Source organism: Flexivirga sp. G2 (assembly GCF_055397625.1).
Genome location: NZ_AP039675.1, coordinates 988582 through 1011177, shown reverse-complemented (window position 1 = coordinate 1011177; position 22596 = coordinate 988582). Strand labels below are relative to the sequence as shown.

Sequence of the window (22596 nt, the reverse complement as noted above, 5' to 3'; positions counted from 1 at the left end):
CGGCGGGTCAAACCTCAGCATCGCAGCCGATCAACTCAGCACGTCAGAGGGTTCGGTCACCTCGAGCGGCGCGGCGTCCTTCTCCTTCCCGGCGCCGAGTGACAGCAGGGCCAGGCTGACGACGATCGCGGCGAGCAGCACGATCAGCACGGTCGGCAGCACGTCATGCAGCGTCACGGATGGCCCGTCGGCGAACTTGTCCCACCGCGCGACGGCGACACCACCTGCCAGAGCCGCCCACAACGATGTCTCCACGGAAGCCAGCCACTCGCCCTGCCGGATGTGAAAACCGCCGGCCATCAACGCGATCACCGCGACCCCGAGCGCGGCCAGCGGAGTCAGCCACTCGGCACGGTCGGTCAGCAGTGGGGCGACCAGACCGATCGACGCTGCAACCTCACAGACGCCGATCATGATCGTCATCCCTCGTGGCAACGTGATGAATCCCGACCATCGGTCGGTGACGAGGGCCAGCACCTTCGGCACGCCGGAGACGAGGAAGAAGAGTGCGAGGATCACCTCCGCGGTCCAGACCACCACGTCGAACACGGCAGTCACGCCCCTTTATTGAAGGCGTCGGCGGAGTCGGTGCCAGGCAACGGTGAAGCGTCGAAATAGCGCACCTCGTAGACCCGTTCGCTGAACCGCCAGCCGTCAGCCGTGCGCCGGTAGCGGTCGTGGTAGACGCCGTAGTTCGTTCCGCCGCGACCATCCTGGAGTTGGGCGAGCTCGTGCAGGTAGGTGCGTCCGGACGCGGTGTCCCCGTCCAATCGCACGGTCCCGGCATGGCTGATCTGGACGAAGAACTTCCAGGCGGACTGCAGGCGTTCGCACCCCTGCCGGATCTCCGCGCAGCCCACGAACTCGACCGGCACATCCGGCATACGAAGCACGCCGTCATCGGTGAAAAGTGCTGCTATTCGGGCAGGTTCAGCCATCATCACGGCGTCGGAGAACTCGGCGCGCAGCGCCTCGATCTCGACGCGATCGGCTGTCAGTTGCAGGTCGGGCATCTCAATTCCTCTCGGGTTGTGGTCGATGCCGCTTCGACAGCCGGACCCTCGCAAACGTCAGGTGCACCTGCAGACCTGACATTCCCGACCCGAACGGTGTCGAATGAGTAAGGACCAGAACCAGGAGCGACCACCATGAGCGCACCGAACCCGCCGAGCGACGCCGCCGAGCCGCAGCTGCGTGCCGTCATGGGCGAGCGCCGGAACCTGCTGAACGTCGGCTACCGCCTGCTGGGCTCGCTGGTCGAGGCCGAGGACGTGGTGCAGGAGGCCTACACCCGCTGGTACACGATGACACCGCAGGAGCGGGCCGAGATCAGGAACCCCGGCGCCTGGCTCACGACGGTCACCAGCCGGATCTGCCTGAACCTGCTGACCTCCGCACGTGTGCGTCGGGAGACGTACGTCGGGGACTGGCTCCCCGAACCGCTGCCCGGACCCGGCGGCACCGACAACGCCGCACCCGATGACACCGCCGCCGACCCGGCGGACCGGGTCACCCTCGACGAGTCCGTCGGTATGGCGCTGATGGTCGTCATGGAGTCGATGACCCCTGCGGAACGCGTGGCCTTCATCCTGCACGACGTCTTCGGCTTCCCGTTCGACGAGATTGCCGAGATCGTCGGCCGCAGCCCGGGCGCGTGCCGTCAGCTCGCGTCCTCCGCGCGCGGGCGGGTCCGGGCTGCCCGACCCGACTCCACAGCGCCGGCGCCCGCACAACAGGCCGACGTGGTGCGCCGATTCGAGACGGCTTGGCGCAGCAAGGACATCGACTCCCTCGTCACCCTGCTCGACCCGAGTGTCGTCGCCACCGCCGACGGCGGCGGCCGGGCGCTGGCCTTCCGGGATCCGATCGAGGGCCGCGACCACGTCATCGACGTGTGGTTGCAGCTCGCCGACCGCATCGGCGAACTGACCCTGCACCAGCGATCGGTCAACGGTCAGCCGGGCCTGGTCGCGCAGCAGGACGGACGAACGGTCAGCGTCTACGCCTTCGACATCGTCGACGGCCTGATCCGGCGCATCTGGGCGATCCGCAACCCGGAGAAACTCCGCCCCTGGACGGTCTGATCCCGACATACGACACCCGGCGATGACATGCTGCCGGGAGAATGTCGAGCCCGGAGCAACGGCTCCGACGTTCGGGTGATGGGGCCGAGCCACGGCCACACCGACACGAGGAGCCCGCACATGAAGTTCGTCATTCTGATCCACTCCAACCCCCAGCCCTGGGGTCACCCCACCAGCGCGCACACCGCGGAGTACCAAGCGCAATCGCAGGCGAAGCGGGACGAGCTCGGCGCCTGCTGGGACAAGGTGTTCGGCGAGGCCGACGCCAACGGCGAGATCGTCTACGGGTGCGCACTCGGCGACCCGACCGCCTCCTCGGTCTTCGTGTATGACGGCAAGCCGGTCGTCACCGACGGCCCCTACTCGGAGAGCAAGGAGCACCTGGCCGGGTTCTTCCTGATCGACGTCGAGTCCGAGGCGCGCGGCCGCGAGATCGCCGAGGCGTTCTCCTGCCCGGGTGACACGGTCGAACTGCGGCCGACGATGCAGCCCGGCTGCGAGTCCTGAGCGGCACCGGCCGCGTCATACGCATGGAACGCAGTGTCGAGGACGTGTGGCGCCGCGAGGCGCCGCACGTCCTCGCCGCGCTGCAACGCCGGGGCGCTGCCCTGGAGGACTGTGAGGACGCCGCGCAGGAGGCGCTCGCAGCCGCCGCGCTGCAATGGCCAGGCGACGGTATGCCGGCAAACCCGCGTGGCTGGCTGATCCGAGTCGCTTCGCGGCGACTCATCGACGCCCAGCGGTCCGCTGCCGCACGACCGCAGCGGGAGCAGCGCGCCGAGGCCGAACGCGCGGCGACGTGGAGCGAGCACGTCGGCGACCACGACGACTCGCTCCAGATGCTGGTGCTGTGCTGTCACCCGGCGCTCACCACGCCGTCGGCGGTCGCGCTCACCCTGCGTGCCGTCGCCGGCCTCACCACCGCGCAGATCGCAGCCGGCCTGTTGGTGCCGGAAACCACTGCGGCACAACGGATCAGCCGCGCCAAGTCCACCTTGCGCACCGCGGGTGCGAGCTTCGGGCCGGTCTCCCCCGACGAGCTGCCACGCCGCCTGCACGGGGTGCGCAGCGTGCTGCAGCTGATCTTCACGACCGGGTCGTCACTCCCGTCCGGCCAGCAGCTGTTGGACGTGGCACTCACGAAGGAGGCAATCCGGCTGACCGAACGACTGCACCGGGCGCTACCGCGTGACCCGGAGACCGCTGGGCTGCTCGCGCTCATGCTGCTCGGGGACGCTCGGGCGGCCGGCCGGGTCCGCGAGCAGCGACTGGTCCCGCTGGCCGAGCAGGATCGCAGCGTGTGGAACCACGCGCAGATCCGGCGCGCTGTCGGCCTGCTCGAGGAGGCACTCCCCCGCGGTCCGGTCGGATCGTTCCAGCTGCAGGCCGCCATCGCCGCCGTGCACGCCACGGCACCGACCTTCCAGGACACGGACTGGCCGCAGATCCTCGAGCTCTATCGGATGCTCGTCGAGCTGGGATCGAACCCGGCCGCCGAACTCGGCGCCGCGATCGCGTTGAGCGAGGTGGAGGGCCCGGAAGCGGGTATGACGGCGCTGGAACCGCTCGCCGCCGCCCGGCCACGGGACCACCGGGTCATCGCCGCGCAGGCCCACCTGCTCGAACAGCTCGGTCGCCCGGGTGCCGGTGCCGCGTTCCGTCGCGCAGCGTCGCTCACCGACTCCATCCCGGAGCAGAACTACCTCAATGCCAAAGCGGCCGCGCTGGCCTGAGCCGCCGCGGACGAGTTCTGCTGCCAGCCCGCCTGGTCGGCGATCGAGACGGTCAGTCCGCCGACCATGAACGTGATGAGTACGGCGACCAGCGCGCCGGTCGGCAGGGTGGGCAGCCAGCGCCGCCAACCGGCGGACTGCCCCGCCATACCGTGATATTCGTGGGTGAGCGCGTGCCCCCTGCCACGGCTGAGCAGCCACTGGTTCACCGGCACAGCGACCAGGAACGCCGCGGTGAGCGAGATCATCATGCCGACCCAGAACACGACGTTGACCAACCCGGCATTCATCGCCCCGGGCAGGAGCACCATCACCAGGTTGTCGGTCACCTCCATCGTCGCGATGGACAACGTGTCCGCGGCGAGGACGACGCCGAGCGCTGCCAGCGGCGCGACGCCGACCTTGACCAGCGGAAGCGTCGACAGCGAGTAGCCGAAGACGAAGGACAGCCCGATCGAGATGGCAACAGACCATCCGTTCCCGAGGCCGGCCGCCGTGCTGATCATCAGGCCGGCGATCTCGCCGATCGCACACCCGGTGAGGCAGTGCAGTGTCGCCGCCACCGCCATGGACCAGCCCGAGTGCTGCGCGTGCCCCGCAGTCATGTCGTGATGATGTTGGTGCTGCTCGCTCATCGGCATCTCCTCCGCCTGCGGTTCCGTCACAACCGTGCAGAACAATACCCCTAGGGGGTATATTCCGGACGGTGTCGGCCGCACTGTCAGGCGGGGTCAACCGTCACCACCATCACGCAGTTCTTCAACCCCTTGGGTCGGTCATAGGTGAAGCCCAGTCGTTCGTAGAGCCGGCGCGTGCCGTTGTAGAGGAACGACGACGACATCTTCTTGGTCTGCTCGGTCAGATCGTGCGGGTAGCTCTCGACGACCCCGCCACCGTCCTGCGCGATCAGCTCCAACGCGCCGCGAATCACCAGCTCCGACAGGCCTTTTCGCCGATACCTCTTGTCGACGAAGACACACGTGATCCGGTAGTCGGGGTCCCCGGACTTGGTCGCCTCGTACTCCTTGTTGTGCTTCATGGCCGGTAGTTCTGTCGGAGTACCGAACTCCGCCCAGGCGACCGCCTCATCGCCGTCCATGACCAGCGCCGCGTGCGCGACGCCCTCCTCGACCAGCCGCTTCTTGATGGCCCGATTGCCGTCGTACGACTCACCCCTGCCCTCGCAGCTCGGATGGTCTCCGTGGAACCAGGTGCACCAGCAACCGCCGAAGATGCCGTTGTGCCGCTCCACCAGCGCTTCGAACGCGGGCCAGGTCTGCGGGCTCAGCGCTTCGATCCGGTATGTCGGCTCCGCCTGCTGCTCAGTGCGCATGTCCATGCCCGAAGAACGTAGTCCGTTGCGGCATCGAGTGCAGGTGGTCACATGCAGAAGTCCCTGGTCAGCCTTTCGGCTGACCAGGGACTTCCCGTGGCAGCAGGGGCAGTGTGCTGGTTCACGTCATCGGCGACACTATGTCTCAGTGCTGCCAGGGCGTAACCCTCACAGCAGTGCCGACCGACGCATCATGGTTTGCAATGTTCCCAGCCAGAACCCTCACCCCGTTGGTGTCAGTGCTGGACCTACTCGGCCCGGGAAAGCGGCATCGTCCGACCGAGGGTCGAGGGTCGGACCTTGTGCACAGTAGGTCGCTTCGCCGCCCGCGTCGTGCCGCCTACCGCCGAACGGAACCAACAGTCGCGGCAGCGCGGAACTCGGGGTCAGCCTTCGCTGGGCGACGAGGTATGGCGATACCAGCTAAACCCTACGGCGTTTCGGGAGCCCCGGTATGGCTATAGTGGCGCACACGTTCACTGGGGATGTGGACGGCGACCTGGCTCCAAGCAGCGAGGTCACAACCAATTGAGGTTGCTTGGAGGAGTCCAGGCAACCCCTATGATATTCAGGGGAACAAATGAGAACGTTGCCGACGGTTGTCGCCACTACCGCTATTGCTGCTGCCGTGGCGGTGGCCGGTCCTACTGGGGCCGCCCATGCGCAGACTTCGTCAACGAACCAGTCACAGGATCAGGTGAAGCCTGACGGGCTCGGGGGAAGACATTACCACTACACCCTAAAAAGCAAGACGAAGCTCAGTTCCGATTACGTCAACAAAAAACAGAAGATCGGCAGCTGCACCATCTTGACGAAGGGCGCGACCTGCACGATCACGTCTGGAATGCAGGCGAGCCGCACCGTTTCTGTAGCTCTCGGCGCTTCGCGTGGCGTAATTTCAGGTGAACTGGGAATCTCGTCAGCGAAGTGGCAGTCGGTGACTGTGGGTTGCACCTCGCCAAAGATGGCGAAGAACAAGCGCTGGGTTGCGTACCCGAAGGGCTCTCACTACAGGTACAAGGTCCACCTCTACGTGACCCAGTCAGGATCGGACGGAATGTCGTACGACGGCGGGACCAGCGGATGGAAATATGCGTTCAATCCTTCGAAGACTGGTATCGCGTGCGGCCTCGGATAGTCGCACTTGCGGCCGTGATGGGCGTGCTATTTGCGCCTATCACGGCCGCCTGCTCGAGTTCCGGCGGAGGTAACGAGTCGAGTATCGCGACTAAAGACGCCCCTGGTTTGACGATGGCTGTCGTTGCGCCTCACTTGTCGTCAAATGCTCGACTTTATGTTCAAGACGTCTCCCCTGTTCTCAAGCTGAAGACGACATACAGTGCGGACCAGCAGGACTCCGATCGGTGGACAGTGGTCGCAGCATGCACGAACTCATCTTCCATTGACTCCGCTCGCAAGGTAGAACTAGCCGTTCTGCCGACGCACAAGATCAATAAGGAGTCGCTCAAGCAGATCAAGGGCGGCAAGTACTCGAAGCTATTGGACTGTCGCGACACGAAGTAGCGCGATGGCCGACCGAACCCCGCGTGGCTTTTGGTCACGCGGGGTTGCCATTTCCGCGAGACGGTCGCGTGCTGCCGTGTACAGCACGCGGACTGGTACGGGCAGATCAAGCCGTCCAGAAACCGACACCGACGAGGGGACTAGCGACTCGCCATTCCGCAGCGGACGAACTCATGGACAGCAGCTCCGCCACTGCAGGTGGAAGCAAGAGGACAGAAGAGTGGCCGGTCGGGGTGGGAAGTCAGGGAAGCGCTCGTGAGCAAGAGCTAGACCGTTCGCGACCCCGAGACTCGACTGCCACGTGGGTGGGTCTTACCGGAACCTTGGCCAGTGTTTGCCTCGTTCGGCCGGCCCGTCGTCGCGAGGCAACCAGCGGACGCAGTCCCCTGCTTTTCGAACAGTGTCAGCCGGCCTGAGTCGGGCTGTCTGGCCAACCAGAGCCCTTGGCTGCCAGAGAACTCGGACCGCGACACGGGCAGCACAGCGAAGGCCCCATGGCGCAAGTCTGGGTTGATGCCTGGCAGTTCCAGTGCTGCGGCGACCTGTTCCAGCTCGGTTCGCACGTCGCGTGGACCAGTGACCCTGCGCATCGCCGGCCGACTACACCACATCGGCATCGGCCGAACCCACACCCGAACCCACGTCATCCTGCTCGTCCAAGACCGACACGTCCGCATCATCAACGCCACCACCGGCGAGTTCCTCCGCGAACTCCAGATCGACCCCACCCGCGACTACCAACCCCAACAACAAAACAAGGCCCGAACCCACAAAACGTAGGTTCGGGCCTTGCAGATGTCCTGAGACATCACATTTGTAGCGGGGGCAGGATTTGAACCTGCGACCTCCGGGTTATGAGCCCGGCGAGCTACCGAGCTGCTCCACCCCGCGTCGGTGAACCCAACACTACGCGACCGTGACCGGAGCGCCAAATCGGCCCCGTCGCCGCGATCTTGACGCGACCGAGCGGTCAGCTACCAACGACCTCACTTGCCGTTGGTCGACTTCGGTGCGGGCGAGGACGTGCTCGACGGCGCCGTGCCGCCCTGGGCCTCGATGGCCCGCTTGATGGCCGCCTTCAGCTGCTTCTGGTCCTCGCCGTATGCCGCGAAGTCACCCTTCTTGAGGTCCTTCTCGCCCTGCGTGTACCACTTGTTCGCGTCGCTCAGCGCCGACTTGAGCTCGGCCGCATCGGTCTTCGACGAACTCGAGGGCTTCGACGACGACTTCCCGGACGGCGAGGGCGACGGCTTCGTCGACGGCGTGGTCGACTGACCCGAATCCCCAGCACTGGCACCGGAATCACCGCCGAACAACTCGTTCAACGCACCATCCAGCGTGGTGTCCCAGGCCAGTTTGTCGCCGAAGCCGACGACCACGGCCTTGAGCAGCGGGAACGACGTGCTTCCCGCGGCACGCACGTAGATCGGCTCGACATACAGCAGCCCGCCGCCGACCGGCAGGGTGAGCAGATTGCCCTCCTGCACCTCGGAGCCGACCTGCTTGTTGTAGGTGAGGAACTGCGCCAGCGTCTGCTTCGTGGTGGGCGAGACGGCCTGTGAGGAGTTGATGTCGTTCTGGAACTGCCCCGGACCCTTCACCGTGACGTTCCGCGGCATCTCCAGGATGCGGAACGTGCCGTAGCCCGAGCTCTTCTTACCCGGCGTCGACCCGGCGTCCGCGTCGACCGTCATGAAGGCCGCGAGGTTCTGCCGGTCACCCGTCGGGATGAACGTCGAGGTCAGCGAGAACGTCGGCGACTGCTGGTCCGGCATCGCGACCGACAGGTAGTACGGCGGCTGCTGCTCGCGGTTGTTGTGGGCCGGGTCGGTCGGGATCTGCCACTGGTCGTTGCCCTGGAAGAACTGACCGGCATCGGTCACGTGATACTTCGTGAGCAACTCACGCTGCACCTTGAAGAGGTCCTCCGGGTAGCGCAGGTGTGACATCAGGTCGGCCGGGATCTTCGACATCGGCTTCACCGTGCCGGGGAACGCACTCATCCACGCCTTCAGCATGGGGTCCTTGTCGTCCCACGCATACATCGTCACCTTGCCGGTGTAGGCGTCGACGGTCGCCTTGACCGAGTTGCGGATGTAGTTGACGCGCCCGCCGGCCAGCTGCCGCAGGTTGTCCGAGGACGAGGTCAGCGCGTCCGTGGTCGCGTTGCCGAGGGAGGTCAGCTGCGAGTTCGGGTAGTGCGCGGTCGTCGTGTAACCGTCGACCACCCACTGCACGTGCCCGCCCTCGACCACCGGGTAAGGGTCACCGTCGACGGTCAACCACGGCGCGACCTTCTTGACCCGATCGACCGGGTTGCGGGTGTCCAGCACGCGTGACTCGGCGTTGATCCCGCCGGAGAAGAGGAAGTTCAGGTCGTGGAACTTCATGGCGTAGGCCAGTTTCCGGTTCCACGAGCCGACGGCGACACCGCCACCACCGGTGTAGGTCGTGCGCTGTTCACCACCGGAGGAGGTGCGCGGATAGTCAAGCTCGCGCTTCGGGCCATTCGCGGGACCGCCGACGATCGAGAACCGCGGTGAGGACTCGCCGAAGTAGATGCGCGGCTCGAAGGTGCCGAGCTTGCCCACCGGTGGGATGTCGGACTCCATGAAGACCGGCTGCCCGTCGTCCGTGCGCTCGTTGCCGTATGCCGCAACGACACCGAACCCGTGCGTGTAGACCGTGTGGTCGTTGACCCAGTTGCGCTGCGACGCCGGCACACCGTCCAGATCGAGCTCGCGTACGCCGACGACAGCGTCCTCGACCTTGCCGTCGACCTTGTAGCGGTCGACGTCGAGGGTGTTGCCGAACTGGTAGTAGTTGCGCGTGCCCTGCAGTTGCCGGAACGTCGGCGACACGATCGAGGGATCCACCAGCCGAATGCCCGGCACCGTCTCGGCGTCCTGAGCGAGCTGGCCGGCACTGGTCTTCTTGGTCGGCGTGTAGGACGTGACCTTCACCTTGTCGAGGCCGTACGCCGTCTTGGTCGCCTTGATGTTCTGGGCGATGTATGGCGTCTGCAGCGACTGCTCGGTGGGCCGCACCTTGAAGCGCTGCACCAGTGCCGGGTAGATCGCGCCGAGCACGATCGCGCACACGATCAGCAGCACCAGTCCGACGACCGGCAACCGCCAGGTCCGGGTCCAGATCGTCGCGACGAACAGCGCCGCGCAGATCACCGCTGCACCGGCCAGCATCGCCTTGGCGGGCAGCATGGCGTTCTGAGCCGTGTAGTCGATGCCGGTGAACAGCGAGTTGTCCGTGGCGGTCAGGTTGTAACGGCCCAGCCAATAGGCGACGGCCCGCACCAGCACCAGCACGGCGAGCAACAGCGACAGATGGATGCGGGCAGCCCCCGTCGTACGAACTCCCTTGTCCCGCAACGCGATCCCGCCATACAGGTAATGCATGACGGCCGCAGCGATCAGCGAGAGAATCAACGCCATCGTCAGGAAGCTGATGACGACCTGCAACCAGGGCAGCGTGAAGACGTAGAAGCCGACGTCCTTGTGGAACTCCGGATCCTTGGTGCCGAAGCTCTGTCGATGCAGCCAGAGCAGTGCGGTCTTCCACTGACCGATCGCCGCAGACCCGGTGAACAGCGCGAAGACTGCCGGCACCAGCCAGAACGCCGCACGGCGGAACGGCTCGATCGCCTCGCGGTAGCGGTCCATGCTGTCCAACTCGGCGGTCACCGGCGCGTAGATCGGCCGCTGCCGGTAGGCCAGCCACATGCTGACCCAGATCAACCCACCGGAAAGGACCGCTCCACCAACGAACATCGTTGCCTTGGTGAGGTATTCGGTCCGGAAGACCGATGAGTAGCCGATGCTCTGGAACCACAGCTGGTTGGTCCACACGTTGGCCCACACCTGCGCGAGGACCAGGATCGCGATGATCGTCACCGCGACGATGACCAGCCGCCGCGCTCCCACCGGTCCGAAGCGGCGCACCATCGTGCCCGCCTGTTCGTCGCGCTCGCCGCCGTCGGCCGGCTCGTCCGAAGATGTCAACGTGGGCCTCGTGTCCAAGGGTGCAGGGTTGATGCTGGGTTGAAAGGACAACTTAACCCGCGGACTTATGAACCGGACTCCGTGCCGGGCAAATACGGCGCATCGTCGCCGTGATGTCACCATAAGTCGTATGCCGTCCGACGACTCCGCACCCCAGGCCAAACACCTCCTCAGCCCGTTGGGTGAATGCGCCATCGACACCGAGCGCCACGTCGCCTCCGCGGGCTGGGACCAGCCGCCGCGGCTCTTCGCGATCGCACGCAACGGCGACCTGCTCTCCCGCGAGCCGGGACTGGCTGCCCAACTGCAGGGTGCCGACCCCTCGGCATACAGCACCATCGAGCAGGAGGGGCTGCCGCAGACCTCCAACATCGAGAGCCTGCTGCGCCAGCTCGCCTGGCCTGCGGAGGTCGACGGCGTGGCGCTGGCGGTGGAGCGGATCGTGGTGCCGCCGGAGGCCGAGCGCGGCCTGCCGGCCGGCGCCGAGGCCGCCGCTGACGCACTCGCCGCTCACCCCGACCGTGCCGACGTGCGACTACTCGTGGCGGTGCTGCGGGACGGCGAGTCGATCTGCCTGCTGCGGCAGCGTTCTCACGACGCCGACGACCAGGTCGCGGTCGGCAAGGACATCGCACCCGGCCTGGTCCACGCACTCCAGGTCACCCTCGAGGAGTAGGAACCCAGCTCCACTCCCCGGGCGCTCGCTCGAGATCGCGCGCCGTCAGTTGCAGCCGGTGAACCCGGTGGTCTGGCCGGCAGCGATCTTCTTCAGTGCCGCGAGCGCGTCCTGGAACGTGTTGATCTTGATGACGGTCAGACCGGACGGAACGTGACCCTTGGCCTCGTTGCAGTCGCTGGTGGGAGCGAGGAAGAACTGCGCACCGGCCCGCTTGGCGCCCTGCATCTTCTGCCGGATCCCGCCGATCGGACCGACCGAGCCGTCCTCGCTCATCGTGCCGGTGCCCGCGACCTGGTGTCCGCCGGTCAGTGCACCCGGCGTGAGCAGGTCGTAGATCGCCAGCGTGAACATCGTGCCGGCCGACGGACCGCCGACGTTGCCGGCGTTGACCTTCACGTCATACGGGAACTTGTATGACGGTGCGATCGCGATGCCGAAGACCGCGTGACCGCCGTCGCCCGCGCTCGTCGGCACCTTCAGGTCCAGGGACTTCGAACCGCGCTTGACGGTGACCGGCACCGTCGTACCGGCCTTGACCTTGGCCATCGCGGTCGACACCGACGCCAGGTTCGTGACCGGGTGGCCGTTCAGCCGGGTCAGCAGGTCGTTGACCTCGAGCTTGCCGGCGGCCGCGGCGCCCTTCTGCAACTGCATCACCTTCACCGACTCCGGCACGGTGACACCGGCGGCACGCATCGCGACGACCTCGGCGGTCTGCTGCGAGTCGGTCATCTCGGCGGTGCTCTGCTGCTGCACCTGCTTGGAGGTGACTCCCTTGGGGAACCACATCTCCTCGGGATAGATCTCGGCGTCCTTGTCGAAGTACTTCGCGCGCAGCCATTCCATGACACTGACCGGGTACTGCGGACCGCCGGCCATGGACACCGTGGTGAAGTCCAACTTGCCCGAGGTCGGGTAGGTCTTGGCGCCCTTGACCTCGATGACCGGCTTGTCGCCGACCTTGCCGAGCGTGTTGGTGACCGGGCCGGGCCGCATGATGACCTTCGGCACGTGGATCAGGTTGAGGGCGGCGATCGCGACGACCAGGACCACGGCGGTGATCAGCAGTCCGATGTTCCGCCCGCTCAGCGAGCTCTTGGGTGTGGTCCGGTCTCCCGACCGCGCACCGACGGCCGCGTCCGATCCCGGAGTGGGGCCGGTCGTGCCTTGTTCATTCGCATCCGTCATTGATCTACAGCCCGACCCATTCGTCGCTTCCGTCGCGGAACACCTGGTGCTTCCAGATCGGCACCCGTGCTTTGAGCGTGTCGATCATCTCCCGGCAAACTGTGAGTGCGGCACCGCGGTGCGGTGCGCTGACCGCCACGACCACCGCGGTGTCACCGATGGCGAGTCGCCCGACGCGATGCACCGCCGCCAGCGCGGTGATCTCGTCGGTCAGCACGGACTCGGCGACCTCGCGCAGGGTGTCGACCGCGCTCGGGTGCGCCGAATAATCCAGCAACTCAACAGCCTTGGCGTGATCCTGGGTGCGCACGGTCCCCACGAAGAGGGCGATGCCGCCGGCCGCCGGGTCACTGACCGCGGCGAGCGCCTCGTCGACCGACAACGCGGTGTCCCGCAGGTCGAGGAGACGGACCCGTGGGTCTGGCACCGTCATACGTCGTTCTCCTGATTCTGCTGCGAGCGAACACGTGCCGGGCGGCGGAACCACACCGGCTGCTTCGTGGTTGTCTAGTGCAGAGCCTATTCACCGCTTCCGGCGCGCAGACGCCGCGTGCCGCATCCCGGTCATCGGCAAGGAGAAGACATGTCGAACAACCCACCCGAGCGCCCAGACGACCAGTCCGGGGACGACGACGGCCAGGAGCCGGACCTGTCCGAGTTGCTGCGGTCGATCCTCGGGGGCGACTCCGGGAACGACCAGCTGGCCGGTGCCCTGGAGCAGATGGGCGTGCAGGGCCTCAACCCGCAGATGATGGAAGCCCTGCAGAACCAACTGCAGGCGATGATGTCCGCGCCGGTCGACGGCCCGGTCAACCTCGAGCTCGCGACCGACGTCGCCCGCAAGACGGTGTCCGCCGCGGGCGACGCGAGTGTCGGCGCGGCGACCGTGCGTGACGTCGAACAGGTCGTCCAGGTCGCCAACCTGTGGCTGGACGAGGTCACCGAGTTCGCGGCGGTCGGCCCGGCCAAGGCGCTCAGCCGCGCCGAATGGGTGGAGCAGACGATGCCGATGTGGCGCCAGCTCGTCGAGCCGGTCGCCGGCGGCGTCAACAGCGCGATCGAGCGGGCGATGGGTGAGCAGTTGCGCCGCCTCGACCCGCACGACGCGGAGCAGATGGGGTTGCCGCCCGGCGTCGACCCGTCCGCGATGCTCGGCCAGATGCAGCCGATGATGGCGCGGATGAGCGCCGGCATGTTCGGCGCGCAGATCGGTCAGGCGGTCGGCGCGCTGGCCGGCGAACTCGTCAGCGGCACCGAGGTCGGTCTCCCCCTCACCGATGGCGTCGCGATGCTGCCGGCCAACGTCAAGGACTTCGCCGAGGGGCTCGAGGTCGACGCCGGCGAGGTCCACCTCTACCTCGCGATCCGCGAGGCGGCGCGCGCCCGGCTCTTCGCCTCGGTGCCGTGGCTCGGCCCGGCGCTGATCGCCGCCGTGCAGTCGTATGCCGGGGACATCTCGATCGACACCGAGGGCATCGAACGCGCCGTGGCGGACGCCGACACGTCCGACCCGGAGTCGATGCAGGAGGCATTGCAGGGTTCGCTCTTCAGCCCGGAGCCCTCCGAGGCCCAGCAGCGGGCGCTCGCGCACCTGGAGACGTTGCTCGCGCTGGTCGAGGGCTGGGTCGAGGTCGTCACGAACGAAGCCGCCGGCAAGCACCTGCCGCACACCGTGCAGCTGTCCGAGGCCGTGCGCCGCCGCCGGGCGTCCGGCGGTCCGGCCGAGCGCGTCTTCGCCTCCCTCGTCGGTCTCGAGTTGCGACCACGCCGGTTGCGCGACGCCGCTGCCGTCTTCACCGAGCTCGAGAAGGCACTCGGCTCGGCCGAGCGGGACGACGCCTGGAAGCACCCCGATTTCGCACCGTCCACCGCGGATCTGGACGACCCGAGCGGCTACGTCCGGCGTCGACAGTCGCCCGACGACGCGGCGCCGCAGCCGGACGAGGTCGACACCGCGCTCGAGGCGCTGCTCGCCCAGGGGACCGCGGAGTTGGATGCCGAACGTGAGAGCAAGGGAGACGACGGCGACGGCGAGGACCCCAGCGGCGGTTCCGGCGACGGTCCGAGTGCCCGGTGACAGCCGAGACTGCATTGGCTGACTCACGGAAGGCATTGCGGGACAACGCTTTCGAGGTGCTGCGCGCCGCACCACCGAATGCGACGCGTGATGCGTTCGAGGGACACCTCGCGTCATACGAGGACGTCCTGTGGCGGGACGGACCGCCCGAGCACTTCACCGCCAGCGCGGTGGTCTTCTCGGCCGACCTGAGCCAGGTGCTGCTGGTGCTGCACAAGAAGGCGAAGCTGTGGTTGCAGCCCGGCGGTCACTTCGAGGACGGCGACACGACGGTGGCCGGCGCCGCGGTGCGCGAGGCGACGGAGGAGTCCGGCATCGACGGGCTGACCGCCGTGCCCGGCGCGCTGTTCCTGCACCGGCACGACCTGGCCGCGGCATTCGGTCGGTGCACGGCGCACTGGGACCTGCGGATCGCCGCAGTCGCCCCGCCGGGCGCGACCATCACGGTCTCCGACGAGTCCGACGACGTGCGGTGGTGGCCGGTGGACGACCTGCCCGACCCAACCGACCCGGACCTGGCCGAGTGCATCGATCTCCTTCGGGGACAACTGGTTTCGGCCTGATCAGACGATGCCGCGCCCTTGCAGGGTGATGGCGATCGTTGCGCCATACGCGTGGCGGGTCGTGAACACCAAACGGGTGCCGCCCCTCACCTGGTGCACCGAGACACCGTCGTGTGGCCGCTCGACACGGCGCCGTCCGGGAACGGTCACGGTTATCGCGTCTCTTCCGAAGGTGGGATCGGACACCGCGATCGTCGTCCGACCACGATCGACCTCCTGGACGATGACGGATGCGGCGCCGTCGATCACGAGTTTCCCGAGCCGATGCGTGCGATCGGTGAAGCTGTTGGCCGCGACCAGCCCGAGCTGTGGGTGCCGAATCGCCTGCAGGTCGGTGGAATTCGCCAGCACGACCGGGCCGTGCCGTGTTCCGTCATACCGCTCCAGGGCGGACGCATCGGCACCGGGAACGATCGCGTAGGCGAGCGCGCCGGCGCCCTCGTCCGCCGGATGCGCGACGGACAGATCGAAGACCTGCTTCGTGACCTTGGTGTCCGGGTTCGACGCTCGCACGAGTCGCCGGCTGCGCTGCACGTCGCGCAGCCGGACGTCGACCACCGCGCCGTCGAGGAAGACGTAGCCGACGGAGTTCGCGCGCGTCACGTTGGCATAACGCAGCCAGCGCGGCCGGTGGGCCGCCCCCGGGCCGGCGAACGGCGTGCCGCCGCGCAGCACGCCGCTGACCGCGACGTCGTCCGTCGTCGCGGCGATCCGGCTGTCGATCGTCGTCAGCACGTCCCTGCCGTGCAGGTCGCAGACCCCGGCGACGAGCACGGCGATCTCGTCGTCCAGCAGGAACCAGGACTTCTGCGAGCGCGCGTTCGCGTAGGCGACGAAGTCGTCGGGCAACTCGCCACGACTCTTGGCGACATACGCGGCGTCGTCCGACTGCACCATGCCGGCCACCGCGTAGGTGCCGAGCGTCGCTCCCCCGGAGTAGTCGTTCGTGCCGAGCGGGAAGTAGACGTAGGTGTTCTGCGACACCGACGACGAGGTGAAGCCGGCCGCCGGGTTGTCGTAGAACTGCTCGCCATACAGCTCCGGGATGGTCTTGCGATCCTCCACCGGCGAGGTGACACCGCCGAGGCGGTAGGGCTCCACGGTCGTCACGTAGTCGACGCCGTAGGCCTGGCTCTGGTCGTCGCCGGTGAGGTAGAGATAGTGCGCCCCGTCGCCCTGGAACCAGGGCAGCATGTTCTCGCCGCTCATGTATTCGTACCTGCTGATCCGGCTCGAGCTGCGCGCCAGTGCGAACGTGTAGCCGGCGCGGCGGTGGACGTTCCGGTCCATGGCGTTGAAGGCGAACGTCGCTTCCCGGGGCAGGAGGTCCGCCGGGCGAATGCTCGCGTCCTCGATGATCTGCGCGTAACGCTGCACGCTGCCGGGTGAGGTGAACGAGGTCGGGTTGACGGGGACCTTCGTGGACTCGTGCAGGTATTTCACGTAGGACTGAAGATCGCCCGCGCCGGGCGATCCGGCATACGCCGAGAGCGTGACGGCCGACTCGACCACGCCGGCGGTGTCCTGGTAGCCGGTCGTGGTGCGCGAGATCGCCCGGCCCTTGATCATCTCCATCATCCAGCCCTGCGCGATCACCGGCGCGAAGGTGCGCGACAGCCAGCCGTTGACCTGATCGGCGAGGTTGGCGTCACTCGCGTAGGAGGTTCCGTCGAGCATCGCGATGGTCGCGGCGACGCGCGACAGCAGACCGGTGCCGTAGCTGCCGGTGTAGGCAACCGACGCGTGCTGGATGAATGACCCGTCGGCGTAGAAGCCGTCGGTGACGTCGTGTTGCAGGTTGTACGGGTCGATGGTCCGGTAGACGGTCAGCTGATCGGCGATCGCCTTGGTGATGCGAGCGTCGTCGCCGAGCACCGCACCCTGCACGATGCGATTGGTCGTCATGTCGGCCAGGTTGGCACCGGTGTCGAAGCGGGAGTCGAGGTCGACATCGCCGTTCTTGCCGCTGCGCAGATAGAGGTCCATCGCCTGCACGTAGGTCGCGGCGAGGTCGGGACGGTATGCCGCAAGCGTCTCGTGCAACACGGCCAAGGTACGGCTGACACTCATCGGGATGCCGATTTCCCAGTTGTACCAATTGCCGTAGTAGCCGGCCGCCTGGTCGCCGAAGTAGGTGTCGTAGAGCCAACTCAGCGCGTCGATCACCCGATGTTGCACGCCGGTGTTGCCGGCGAGGTCGGTGGGGACGTTCGACCCGTCGGGCAACGGCATCACCGTCGCGAACGCGATCTGACTGAGTTTCAGGTACGTGGTGTTCAGGTTCGGGTCGCTCGTGCCCAACGGCAGGCCGCTGAACAACTCGGTCGTCGGTGTCGCGACCATGGCCGCAAGGTTGCTCTGCGCGGTGTCGTGGAGCGCCAGCAACTTGCTCTGCACGGCCGGGTCGGCATTCGTCGCGGTCGTGCCGGCGAACGACCCCGCGATGTTGGCGAGCAGCCTGTCGTTGTCAGTCGCATCGGCGGCCGGTGCGGCGAGGCTGATCTGCGGCCATCCGAATGTGGCCATCGCGGCGCCGATTCCGGCTGTTCTCAATGCAGTTCGTCGACTGACGGGGCTCATGCTCATCTCTCTTCCGGATCGTGTGCACGGCCGCGGAACTGCCGGCCGACTCAGCCGTTGACTCAGCCGTCGTCCGACGGAGGCAACACGTCGGTGTCGCCGTCGCCCGACAACTCCAGACCGGCCCCGAACGCGACGCCGTCGAGGTAGCCACGGGCGCGTTCGAGCCGCGGGTAGGCCTCCAGCAGCGACCAGAAACTCTTGCCGTGGTCGGGCTGCAGCAGGTGCGCCAGCTCGTGCAAAAGGACGTAGTCGCTGACGTATTCGGGCATCCCCTGCAAGCGGTCGGACAGCCGGATCGTGCCGTTGGCCGGCGTGCACGACCCCCACCTGGCTTGCTGGTTGCTCACCCAGCGCACCGACACCGGGTGCGCCAGGCCGCCCAGGTAGCGGGTGGACAACTGCAGCGCGCGCTGCATCAACTCGGAGTCGGTGCTGCGCCCTCGGTCGGCGGCCGCCTGCACCTTGCGGACCATGTCGGCGACGAGTCGGTCCTCGTCCTTCTTGGACAGTCGAGCGGGCACCAGGACGACGATGCGGTTGCCCTCGCGGTATGCCGACACGGTGCGGCGACGACGCGCGGAGCGCCGCACTTCCACTTCGGGTGTGGCCGACGTCATACCTCGAACCTAAGCGATGGTGCCGACATTGGCGACCATTGGGCGGCCGACGAGACACGCGCCGTCCGCGGCTTTCCACTGATCCCACCCTCAGGGCCGACCCTGTGGACAACTTCTGCGCAGGACGGTCGTCCAGTGACACGGTGACTGCTTTCGCCGACCCCGACGTCGAAGGAAGGACGTGTCATGGTCGCTGGAGCCGAGGCCGTCGAACACGCCGAGCTGCCGCCGGAGCTTGCGGTACGTCGACGAGGCAACGACGCGGTGCTCGTGACGGGCCCGGGTCCGGGTGCGCTGATCCTCAATGGCCTCAGCGATGCCGAGATCACCGCGGCCATCGGTCTCACCGCCGCACTGCGGGGACCCGGTCATGGCGACTGCCGGACCGCTCCTTCGGCCCGCTGGCCGCAGGTGCTGGACTTCATCGAGCAGGCGGCGGCGCTGTTGACACCGCTCGACGACGTCACCGGGCAGGTCGTCGTGCTCGGTGAGGGCCCGCTGCCGGACGAGATCTGCCGCGCTCTCTCCCCCGTCGTGGGCCGGGTCATCACCGAGCCCGAGGCGCTGCTCGCGCCGGAGTTCGATCCCGCCATACACACTCCCGATCTGGTGATCCTGCCGGCGGTCGACGCGGTCACGGCATTCGCGGGGCGCCCGTGGCACGGTCGCGGCGTGCCACAGCTGCCCGTCGTGGTGTCGAGCGGGCGGCTCAGCGTCGGACCGCTGGTCCGGCCGGGCGCCGGCCCGTGTCTGACCTGTCTGGATCTGCACCGCGGTGCGCGCGACGCGGGCTGGGCGCCGTGGCTGGCATCCCGTGCAGTGCGCTCCGACATCGACGAGCTCGACGCACTGCCCGAGTTGCGTGTGGCGGCCGCCGCGCTCGCCACACTGATCGCCCGTGGGCTGTTGGAGAACCAGCCGTTGCCCACCGGCGTCGGCCTCTCCCTCGAGCGTCCGCAACCACGGGTGAACCACCACCTGTGGACTCGGCACCCGGCCTGCTGCGGCGGCGCGGAAGCACGAGTGACAATGGAGGCATGAGTGATCTGCCCCGGAAGTCCGTGACGCGCGCCGCGCGGTTGGCGACGCTGCCCCTCGGCATCGGCGCACGTGCTGCGGTCGGACTGGGCAAGCGGGTCGGTGGCCGCCCGGCACAGGCGGTCACCGCCGAACTGCAGGCACAGACCGCGGAACAGCTGTTCAGGGTCCTGGGCGGGCTCAAGGGCGGCGCGATGAAGTTCGGACAGTCGCTGTCGATGTTCGAGGCCGCGTTGCCGGAGGAGCTGGCGGCGCCATACCGCGCGACGTTGACGAAGCTGCAGGACACCGCGCCGGCGATGTCGACCGACTCGCTGCACGGGGTGCTGGCCGACCAGCTGGGTGTGCGGTGGCGGTCGAAGTTCGCGGAGTTCGAGGACACCCCACGCGCCGCGGCCTCGATCGGCCAGGTGCACCACGCCGTATGGCGGGACGGCCGCGAAGTGGCCGTGAAGGTGCAGTACCCCGGGGCCGCCGAAGCGTTGATGTCCGACCTCAACCAGCTGTCCCGGGTCGCCCGGATGAGCACCAGCTGGGTGCCGGGGCTCGACGTCGCGCCGATCCTGCGTGAGCTGAAGGGGCGAATGGCCGAGGAGACCGACTACAGCCTCGAAGCCGCCATGCACGAGCAGTTCGCCGAGGCGTATGCCGACGACCCGCACTACCTGCTTCCCGGCGTCGTCTTCGCGACCGAGCAGGTCATCGTGAGCGACTGGATCGACGGGGTCCCGCTCTCCAAGATCATCGAGTCGGGCACGCAGGACGAGCGGGACCTGGCTGCCGCGCGCTACTTCGAGTTCCTGGTGAGCGGCCCCGAACGCGCCGGGCTGCTGCACGCCGATCCGCACCCGGGCAACTTCCGTCTGCTGCCGGACGGGCGACTCGGGGTCCTCGACTTCGGCGCGGTCAACCGGCTGCCGGATGGCCTGCCGACCGCGATGGGCGAACTCATCACGGCCGCGTTGCGCAACGACGAGGTGGCGTTGCTGGACGGGCTGCGGGACGAAGGGTTCGTGAAGCGTTCGATCGACGTCGACGCCCAGGACGTCCTCGACTACCTCGGCGTGTTCCTGAAACCGTTGCGCAGCAACGATTTCCGCTTCGACCGCGACTGGTTGCGCGGCATCTTCAACTTCCTGAACGATCCCCGCAACACCACGTTCACGGTCGGTCTCCGACTCAACCTGCCGCCGAGTTACGTGATGATCCACCGCGCGTGGCTCGGCGGGATCGCGGTGCTCTGCCAGATCGGCGGCAACGTGCCCGCCCGCGCGATCTTTGATCGATGGGTCCCCGGCGCCGACCTGCCGCCGCTAACGCGATAGCGATCGGCCGTCGCGGAACCCCTCGGTCCGTGGACCGCCGAGCCTCGGTATCGCCGCGAGCAGGGTCTTGGTGTAGTCGGCTCGCGGATCCGTGAAGAGGTCGGCACACACCTGCTCCTCCACGATCTCACCTCGGTAGATGACGTTCACGCGGTCGCACAGTGTCCGCACTATCGACAGGTCGTGCGAGATGAACAGGATGGACAGGCCGACCTCGTCGCGCAGGTCGGACAGCAGGTTGACGATCCCTGCCTGGACCGAAACATCAAGCGCCGCAACGGGTTCGTCCGCGACCAACAGCCGCGGCTCGATGGACAGCGCTCGGGCGATCGCGATGCGTTGCCGTTGGCCGCCGGACATCCCGGCGGGACGCGAGCCGAGCAGCGACGTCGGCAGCCGGACCATCTCCATGAGTTCGCCGCACCGCTTCTCGATCGCACCGCCGCGCAATTCGGTATGGCGATGGAGCATCTCGGCCAGGGTGCCGCGAACCGTCATACGCGGGTCGAGTGAGCCGTACGGATCCTGAAAGACCATCTGTATGCCGCGCCGGTCCGCCCGGCTCCGCCGCGCGCCGAACGCCTTACCCTCGAAGGTGATGGTGCCGGAATCGATCGCCTGCAGACCGACCACCGCCCGTGCCAGCGTCGACTTTCCGGATCCGGATTCCCCTACCAGTCCTACGATTTCGCCGGCATCGACATCCAACGAAGCAGATTTCACCGCCTGCACGATGGTGCGGGTCTGCTTCTGCCGGAACGTCACCACGACGTCCGAGCAACGCAGCTGCGGATCTTCGGTCATCGGCCCTCCTTGGCGAGCTGGACCGACGAGGCGTCCTGCCCGACCGGGTGGAGGCAGTGCAGCTCGCGTCCCACGATCTCGGAGGTGTCCGGCACCCGCGCCTCCGCGCAGTCGTCGCCGCGGTACTCACAGCGGGGCGCGAACGGACAACCCGCGGGTCGGTCACCCAGCGCGGGCGCAGTGCCGGGGATCGAATACAGCCGTCTGCCAATCCGATCCACGTCCGGCGTCGATCGCAACAGTGCCTCGGTGTAGGGATGAGCGGGCCGCTCGAACACGGCACGCAGGTCACCCGACGCCTCCATGACGTTCCCCGAGTAGAGCACCGTGACCGAGTCACACAACTGCGCGACGACGGCGAGATCGTGCGTCACGTAGAGCACTCCTGCGCCGAGCTCGTCCCGCAGATGGGTGAAGAGGCTGAGGATCTGCTGCTGGACGGTCACGTCGAGCGCTGTCGTGGGTTCGTCGCAGAGGATCAGCTTGGGCTTGCCCGCGACGGCCGCCGCGATCATGACCCGCTGCTTCAGACCGCCGGACAGCTCGAAAGCGTAGGCGTCGACGGTGTGCTCGGCGTCATGGATGCCCACCAGCTTCATCAGGTGTATGGCGTAATCGCGCGCGTCAGCACGACGCATCCGGTCCCGGCGCATCACTGCGTCCACGATCTGCTCGCCCACCGGGATCACCGGGTTCAGGGCAACGGACGGTTCCTGGAAAATCATCGAGATTCCGGCGCCACGAATGCGTTTCAGCTGTTGGCGAGCCTTCTTCGAGCGTTGGGACAGGTCGAAGGTCTGGCCGTCGAACTCCATCCGGCCGGAGACGACGGTCGCGTTCGGCGGCAACAGCCCGAGGATCGCCCGCAGCGTCAGGCTCTTGCCCGAGCCCGACTCACCGACCAGACCGCGTGCCTCGCCGGGTCGCAGCGCGAACGAAACGTGCTCCAGCACCGTGTGTTCCGCCCCGCCCACCTGCAGGCTGACGGTCAGGTCATCCATCGTCAGCAGCGAACCGCTGTCGTCCATGGTG

20 protein-coding genes, 1 tRNA gene and 2 pseudogenes are annotated in these 22596 nt (G+C 67.3%); 11 read left to right on the top strand and 12 right to left on the bottom strand.

The window, feature by feature from the left end; translation table 11 throughout:
* Positions 1 to 30: 30 nt before the first annotated feature.
* Both ACZ50J_RS05035 and ACZ50J_RS05030 read right to left on the bottom strand, forming a co-directional pair.
* Positions 31 to 558, bottom strand: coding sequence for a DoxX family protein (locus ACZ50J_RS05035; protein ID WP_464300174.1), 528 nt, complete (start codon positions 556 to 558; stop codon positions 31 to 33).
* Positions 555 to 1013, bottom strand: a complete 459-nt coding sequence (locus ACZ50J_RS05030) for a nuclear transport factor 2 family protein (protein WP_464300173.1) — start codon at positions 1011 to 1013, stop codon at positions 555 to 557. Before ACZ50J_RS05030 ends, ACZ50J_RS05035 begins: the two co-directional genes overlap by 4 nt.
* A 135-nt stretch (positions 1014 to 1148) precedes the next feature.
* Here ACZ50J_RS05030 and sigJ point away from each other — a divergent pair, with 135 nt between their 5' ends.
* The 3 genes from sigJ (at position 1149) to ACZ50J_RS05015 (ending at position 3817) form a co-directional block, all read left to right on the top strand.
* Complete coding sequence (sigJ, locus tag ACZ50J_RS05025) at positions 1149 to 2084, top strand: RNA polymerase sigma factor SigJ (RefSeq protein ID WP_464300172.1); 936 nt, start codon at positions 1149 to 1151, stop codon at positions 2082 to 2084.
* 120 nt (positions 2085 to 2204) lie between these two features.
* Positions 2205 to 2591: a YciI family protein gene (locus tag ACZ50J_RS05020; RefSeq protein ID WP_464300171.1), complete on the top strand. Its 387-nt coding sequence runs from the start codon at positions 2205 to 2207 to the stop codon at positions 2589 to 2591.
* Positions 2592 to 2614: 23 nt separating this feature from the next.
* Positions 2615 to 3817, top strand: a complete 1203-nt coding sequence (locus tag ACZ50J_RS05015) for an RNA polymerase sigma factor (protein WP_464300170.1) — start codon at positions 2615 to 2617, stop codon at positions 3815 to 3817.
* Here ACZ50J_RS05015 and ACZ50J_RS05010 read toward each other — a convergent pair.
* Both ACZ50J_RS05010 and ACZ50J_RS05005 read right to left on the bottom strand, forming a co-directional pair.
* Positions 3784 to 4452: a DUF4396 domain-containing protein gene (locus ACZ50J_RS05010; RefSeq protein ID WP_464300169.1), complete on the bottom strand. Its 669-nt coding sequence runs from the start codon at positions 4450 to 4452 to the stop codon at positions 3784 to 3786. The genes ACZ50J_RS05015 and ACZ50J_RS05010 overlap by 34 nt on opposite strands.
* A gap of 86 nt (positions 4453 to 4538) precedes the next feature.
* Entirely contained in the window at positions 4539 to 5156 is a 618-nt protein-coding gene (locus ACZ50J_RS05005) for a GNAT family N-acetyltransferase (RefSeq protein WP_464300168.1), read from the bottom strand.
* Between the two features lie 574 nt (positions 5157 to 5730).
* Here ACZ50J_RS05005 and ACZ50J_RS05000 point away from each other — a divergent pair.
* The 3 genes and pseudogenes from ACZ50J_RS05000 to ACZ50J_RS04990 form a co-directional block, all read left to right on the top strand.
* The gene (locus ACZ50J_RS05000) at positions 5731 to 6288 is read left to right on the top strand and encodes a hypothetical protein (protein WP_464300167.1); all 558 of its coding nucleotides are present in this window, start codon (positions 5731 to 5733) and stop codon (positions 6286 to 6288) included.
* Between the two features lie 880 nt (positions 6289 to 7168).
* Positions 7169 to 7219 (top strand): annotated as a pseudogene (locus tag ACZ50J_RS04995) (hypothetical protein); the annotation flags it as partial.
* Between the two features lie 19 nt (positions 7220 to 7238).
* Positions 7239 to 7454, top strand: a pseudogene (locus tag ACZ50J_RS04990) (IS481 family transposase); the annotation flags it as partial.
* 37 nt (positions 7455 to 7491) lie between these two features.
* Here ACZ50J_RS04990 and ACZ50J_RS04985 read toward each other — a convergent pair.
* Together ACZ50J_RS04985 and ACZ50J_RS04980 are read right to left on the bottom strand one after the other, a co-directional pair.
* Positions 7492 to 7565: transfer RNA gene (locus tag ACZ50J_RS04985), tRNA-Met, on the bottom strand.
* 95 nt (positions 7566 to 7660) lie between these two features.
* Entirely contained in the window at positions 7661 to 10690 is a 3030-nt protein-coding gene (locus tag ACZ50J_RS04980) for a UPF0182 family membrane protein (RefSeq protein ID WP_464300166.1), read from the bottom strand.
* 130 nt (positions 10691 to 10820) lie between these two features.
* Here ACZ50J_RS04980 and ACZ50J_RS04975 point away from each other — a divergent pair, with 130 nt between their 5' ends.
* The gene (locus tag ACZ50J_RS04975) at positions 10821 to 11366 is read left to right on the top strand and encodes a PPA1309 family protein (RefSeq protein WP_464300165.1); all 546 of its coding nucleotides are present in this window, start codon (positions 10821 to 10823) and stop codon (positions 11364 to 11366) included.
* Positions 11367 to 11411: 45 nt separating this feature from the next.
* Here ACZ50J_RS04975 and ACZ50J_RS04970 read toward each other — a convergent pair whose 3' ends face one another.
* On the bottom strand, positions 11412 to 12557 hold the full coding sequence (locus tag ACZ50J_RS04970; RefSeq protein ID WP_464300164.1) for a YlbL family protein: 1146 nt from the start codon (positions 12555 to 12557) through the stop codon (positions 11412 to 11414).
* Between the two features lie 4 nt (positions 12558 to 12561).
* The gene (locus ACZ50J_RS04965) at positions 12562 to 12990 is read right to left on the bottom strand and encodes a molybdenum cofactor biosynthesis protein MoaE (protein WP_464300163.1); all 429 of its coding nucleotides are present in this window, start codon (positions 12988 to 12990) and stop codon (positions 12562 to 12564) included.
* A gap of 150 nt (positions 12991 to 13140) precedes the next feature.
* Here ACZ50J_RS04965 and ACZ50J_RS04960 point away from each other — a divergent pair, with 150 nt between their 5' ends.
* Positions 13141 to 14634: a zinc-dependent metalloprotease gene (locus ACZ50J_RS04960; RefSeq protein ID WP_464300162.1), complete on the top strand. Its 1494-nt coding sequence runs from the start codon at positions 13141 to 13143 to the stop codon at positions 14632 to 14634.
* The gene (locus tag ACZ50J_RS04955) at positions 14631 to 15197 is read left to right on the top strand and encodes an NUDIX hydrolase (RefSeq protein WP_464300161.1); all 567 of its coding nucleotides are present in this window, start codon (positions 14631 to 14633) and stop codon (positions 15195 to 15197) included. Before ACZ50J_RS04960 ends, ACZ50J_RS04955 begins: the two co-directional genes overlap by 4 nt.
* On the opposite strand, the gene ACZ50J_RS04950 is transcribed toward ACZ50J_RS04955, so the two are convergent.
* Together ACZ50J_RS04950 and ACZ50J_RS04945 are read right to left on the bottom strand one after the other, a co-directional pair.
* Entirely contained in the window at positions 15198 to 17723 is a 2526-nt protein-coding gene (locus tag ACZ50J_RS04950; RefSeq protein ID WP_464300160.1) for a polysaccharide lyase family 8 super-sandwich domain-containing protein, read from the bottom strand. It lies immediately after the preceding gene.
* Positions 17724 to 17839: 116 nt separating this feature from the next.
* Positions 17840 to 18397 (bottom strand): M48 metallopeptidase family protein, encoded by a 558-nt coding sequence (locus ACZ50J_RS04945; RefSeq protein ID WP_464300159.1) that lies wholly within the window; start codon positions 18395 to 18397, stop codon positions 17840 to 17842.
* A 186-nt stretch (positions 18398 to 18583) separates the two neighbouring features.
* Between ACZ50J_RS04945 and ACZ50J_RS04940 the strand changes: the two genes are divergently transcribed.
* Entirely contained in the window at positions 18584 to 19438 is an 855-nt protein-coding gene (locus tag ACZ50J_RS04940; RefSeq protein ID WP_464300158.1) for a TOMM precursor leader peptide-binding protein, read from the top strand.
* Positions 19435 to 20760, top strand: coding sequence for an ABC1 kinase family protein (locus ACZ50J_RS04935; protein ID WP_464300157.1), 1326 nt, complete (start codon positions 19435 to 19437; stop codon positions 20758 to 20760). The genes ACZ50J_RS04940 and ACZ50J_RS04935 overlap by 4 nt, the downstream gene beginning before the upstream one ends.
* Here the strand turns inward: ACZ50J_RS04935 and ACZ50J_RS04930 are convergent.
* Together ACZ50J_RS04930 and ACZ50J_RS04925 are read right to left on the bottom strand one after the other, a co-directional pair.
* Complete coding sequence (locus tag ACZ50J_RS04930; RefSeq protein WP_464300156.1) at positions 20749 to 21564, bottom strand: ABC transporter ATP-binding protein; 816 nt, start codon at positions 21562 to 21564, stop codon at positions 20749 to 20751. The genes ACZ50J_RS04935 and ACZ50J_RS04930 overlap by 12 nt on opposite strands.
* Positions 21561 to 22592, bottom strand: coding sequence for an ABC transporter ATP-binding protein (locus ACZ50J_RS04925; protein ID WP_464300155.1), 1032 nt, complete (start codon positions 22590 to 22592; stop codon positions 21561 to 21563). The genes ACZ50J_RS04930 and ACZ50J_RS04925 overlap by 4 nt, the downstream gene beginning before the upstream one ends.
* Positions 22593 to 22596: the final 4 nt, after the last annotated feature.

What these genes read in the sequence shown, in the direction of transcription:
- ACZ50J_RS05020 (WP_464300171.1), top strand. Translation starts at nt 2,205, where the DNA reads ATGAAGTTCGTCATTCTGATCCACTCCAACCCCCAGCCCTGGGGTCAC.
- ACZ50J_RS05010 (WP_464300169.1), bottom strand. Translation starts at nt 4,452, where the DNA reads ATGAGCGAGCAGCACCAACATCATCACGACATGACTGCGGGGCACGCG.
- ACZ50J_RS04960 (WP_464300162.1), top strand. Translation starts at nt 13,141, where the DNA reads ATGTCGAACAACCCACCCGAGCGCCCAGACGACCAGTCCGGGGACGAC.
- ACZ50J_RS04940 (WP_464300158.1), top strand. Translation starts at nt 18,584, where the DNA reads ATGGTCGCTGGAGCCGAGGCCGTCGAACACGCCGAGCTGCCGCCGGAG.
- ACZ50J_RS05005 (WP_464300168.1), bottom strand. Translation starts at nt 5,156, where the DNA reads ATGGACATGCGCACTGAGCAGCAGGCGGAGCCGACATACCGGATCGAA.
- ACZ50J_RS04930 (WP_464300156.1), bottom strand. Translation starts at nt 21,564, where the DNA reads ATGACCGAAGATCCGCAGCTGCGTTGCTCGGACGTCGTGGTGACGTTC.
- ACZ50J_RS05000 (WP_464300167.1), top strand. Translation starts at nt 5,731, where the DNA reads ATGAGAACGTTGCCGACGGTTGTCGCCACTACCGCTATTGCTGCTGCC.
- ACZ50J_RS04925 (WP_464300155.1), bottom strand. Translation starts at nt 22,592, where the DNA reads ATGGACGACAGCGGTTCGCTGCTGACGATGGATGACCTGACCGTCAGC.
- ACZ50J_RS04945 (WP_464300159.1), bottom strand. Translation starts at nt 18,397, where the DNA reads ATGACGTCGGCCACACCCGAAGTGGAAGTGCGGCGCTCCGCGCGTCGT.
- ACZ50J_RS05030 (WP_464300173.1), bottom strand. Translation starts at nt 1,013, where the DNA reads ATGCCCGACCTGCAACTGACAGCCGATCGCGTCGAGATCGAGGCGCTG.
- ACZ50J_RS04970 (WP_464300164.1), bottom strand. Translation starts at nt 12,557, where the DNA reads ATGACGGATGCGAATGAACAAGGCACGACCGGCCCCACTCCGGGATCG.
- ACZ50J_RS05015 (WP_464300170.1), top strand. Translation starts at nt 2,615, where the DNA reads ATGGAACGCAGTGTCGAGGACGTGTGGCGCCGCGAGGCGCCGCACGTC.
- ACZ50J_RS04975 (WP_464300165.1), top strand. Translation starts at nt 10,821, where the DNA reads ATGCCGTCCGACGACTCCGCACCCCAGGCCAAACACCTCCTCAGCCCG.
- ACZ50J_RS04965 (WP_464300163.1), bottom strand. Translation starts at nt 12,990, where the DNA reads ATGACGGTGCCAGACCCACGGGTCCGTCTCCTCGACCTGCGGGACACC.
- ACZ50J_RS04950 (WP_464300160.1), bottom strand. Translation starts at nt 17,723, where the DNA reads ATGGCCACATTCGGATGGCCGCAGATCAGCCTCGCCGCACCGGCCGCC.
- ACZ50J_RS04935 (WP_464300157.1), top strand. Translation starts at nt 19,435, where the DNA reads ATGAGTGATCTGCCCCGGAAGTCCGTGACGCGCGCCGCGCGGTTGGCG.
- sigJ (WP_464300172.1), top strand. Translation starts at nt 1,149, where the DNA reads ATGAGCGCACCGAACCCGCCGAGCGACGCCGCCGAGCCGCAGCTGCGT.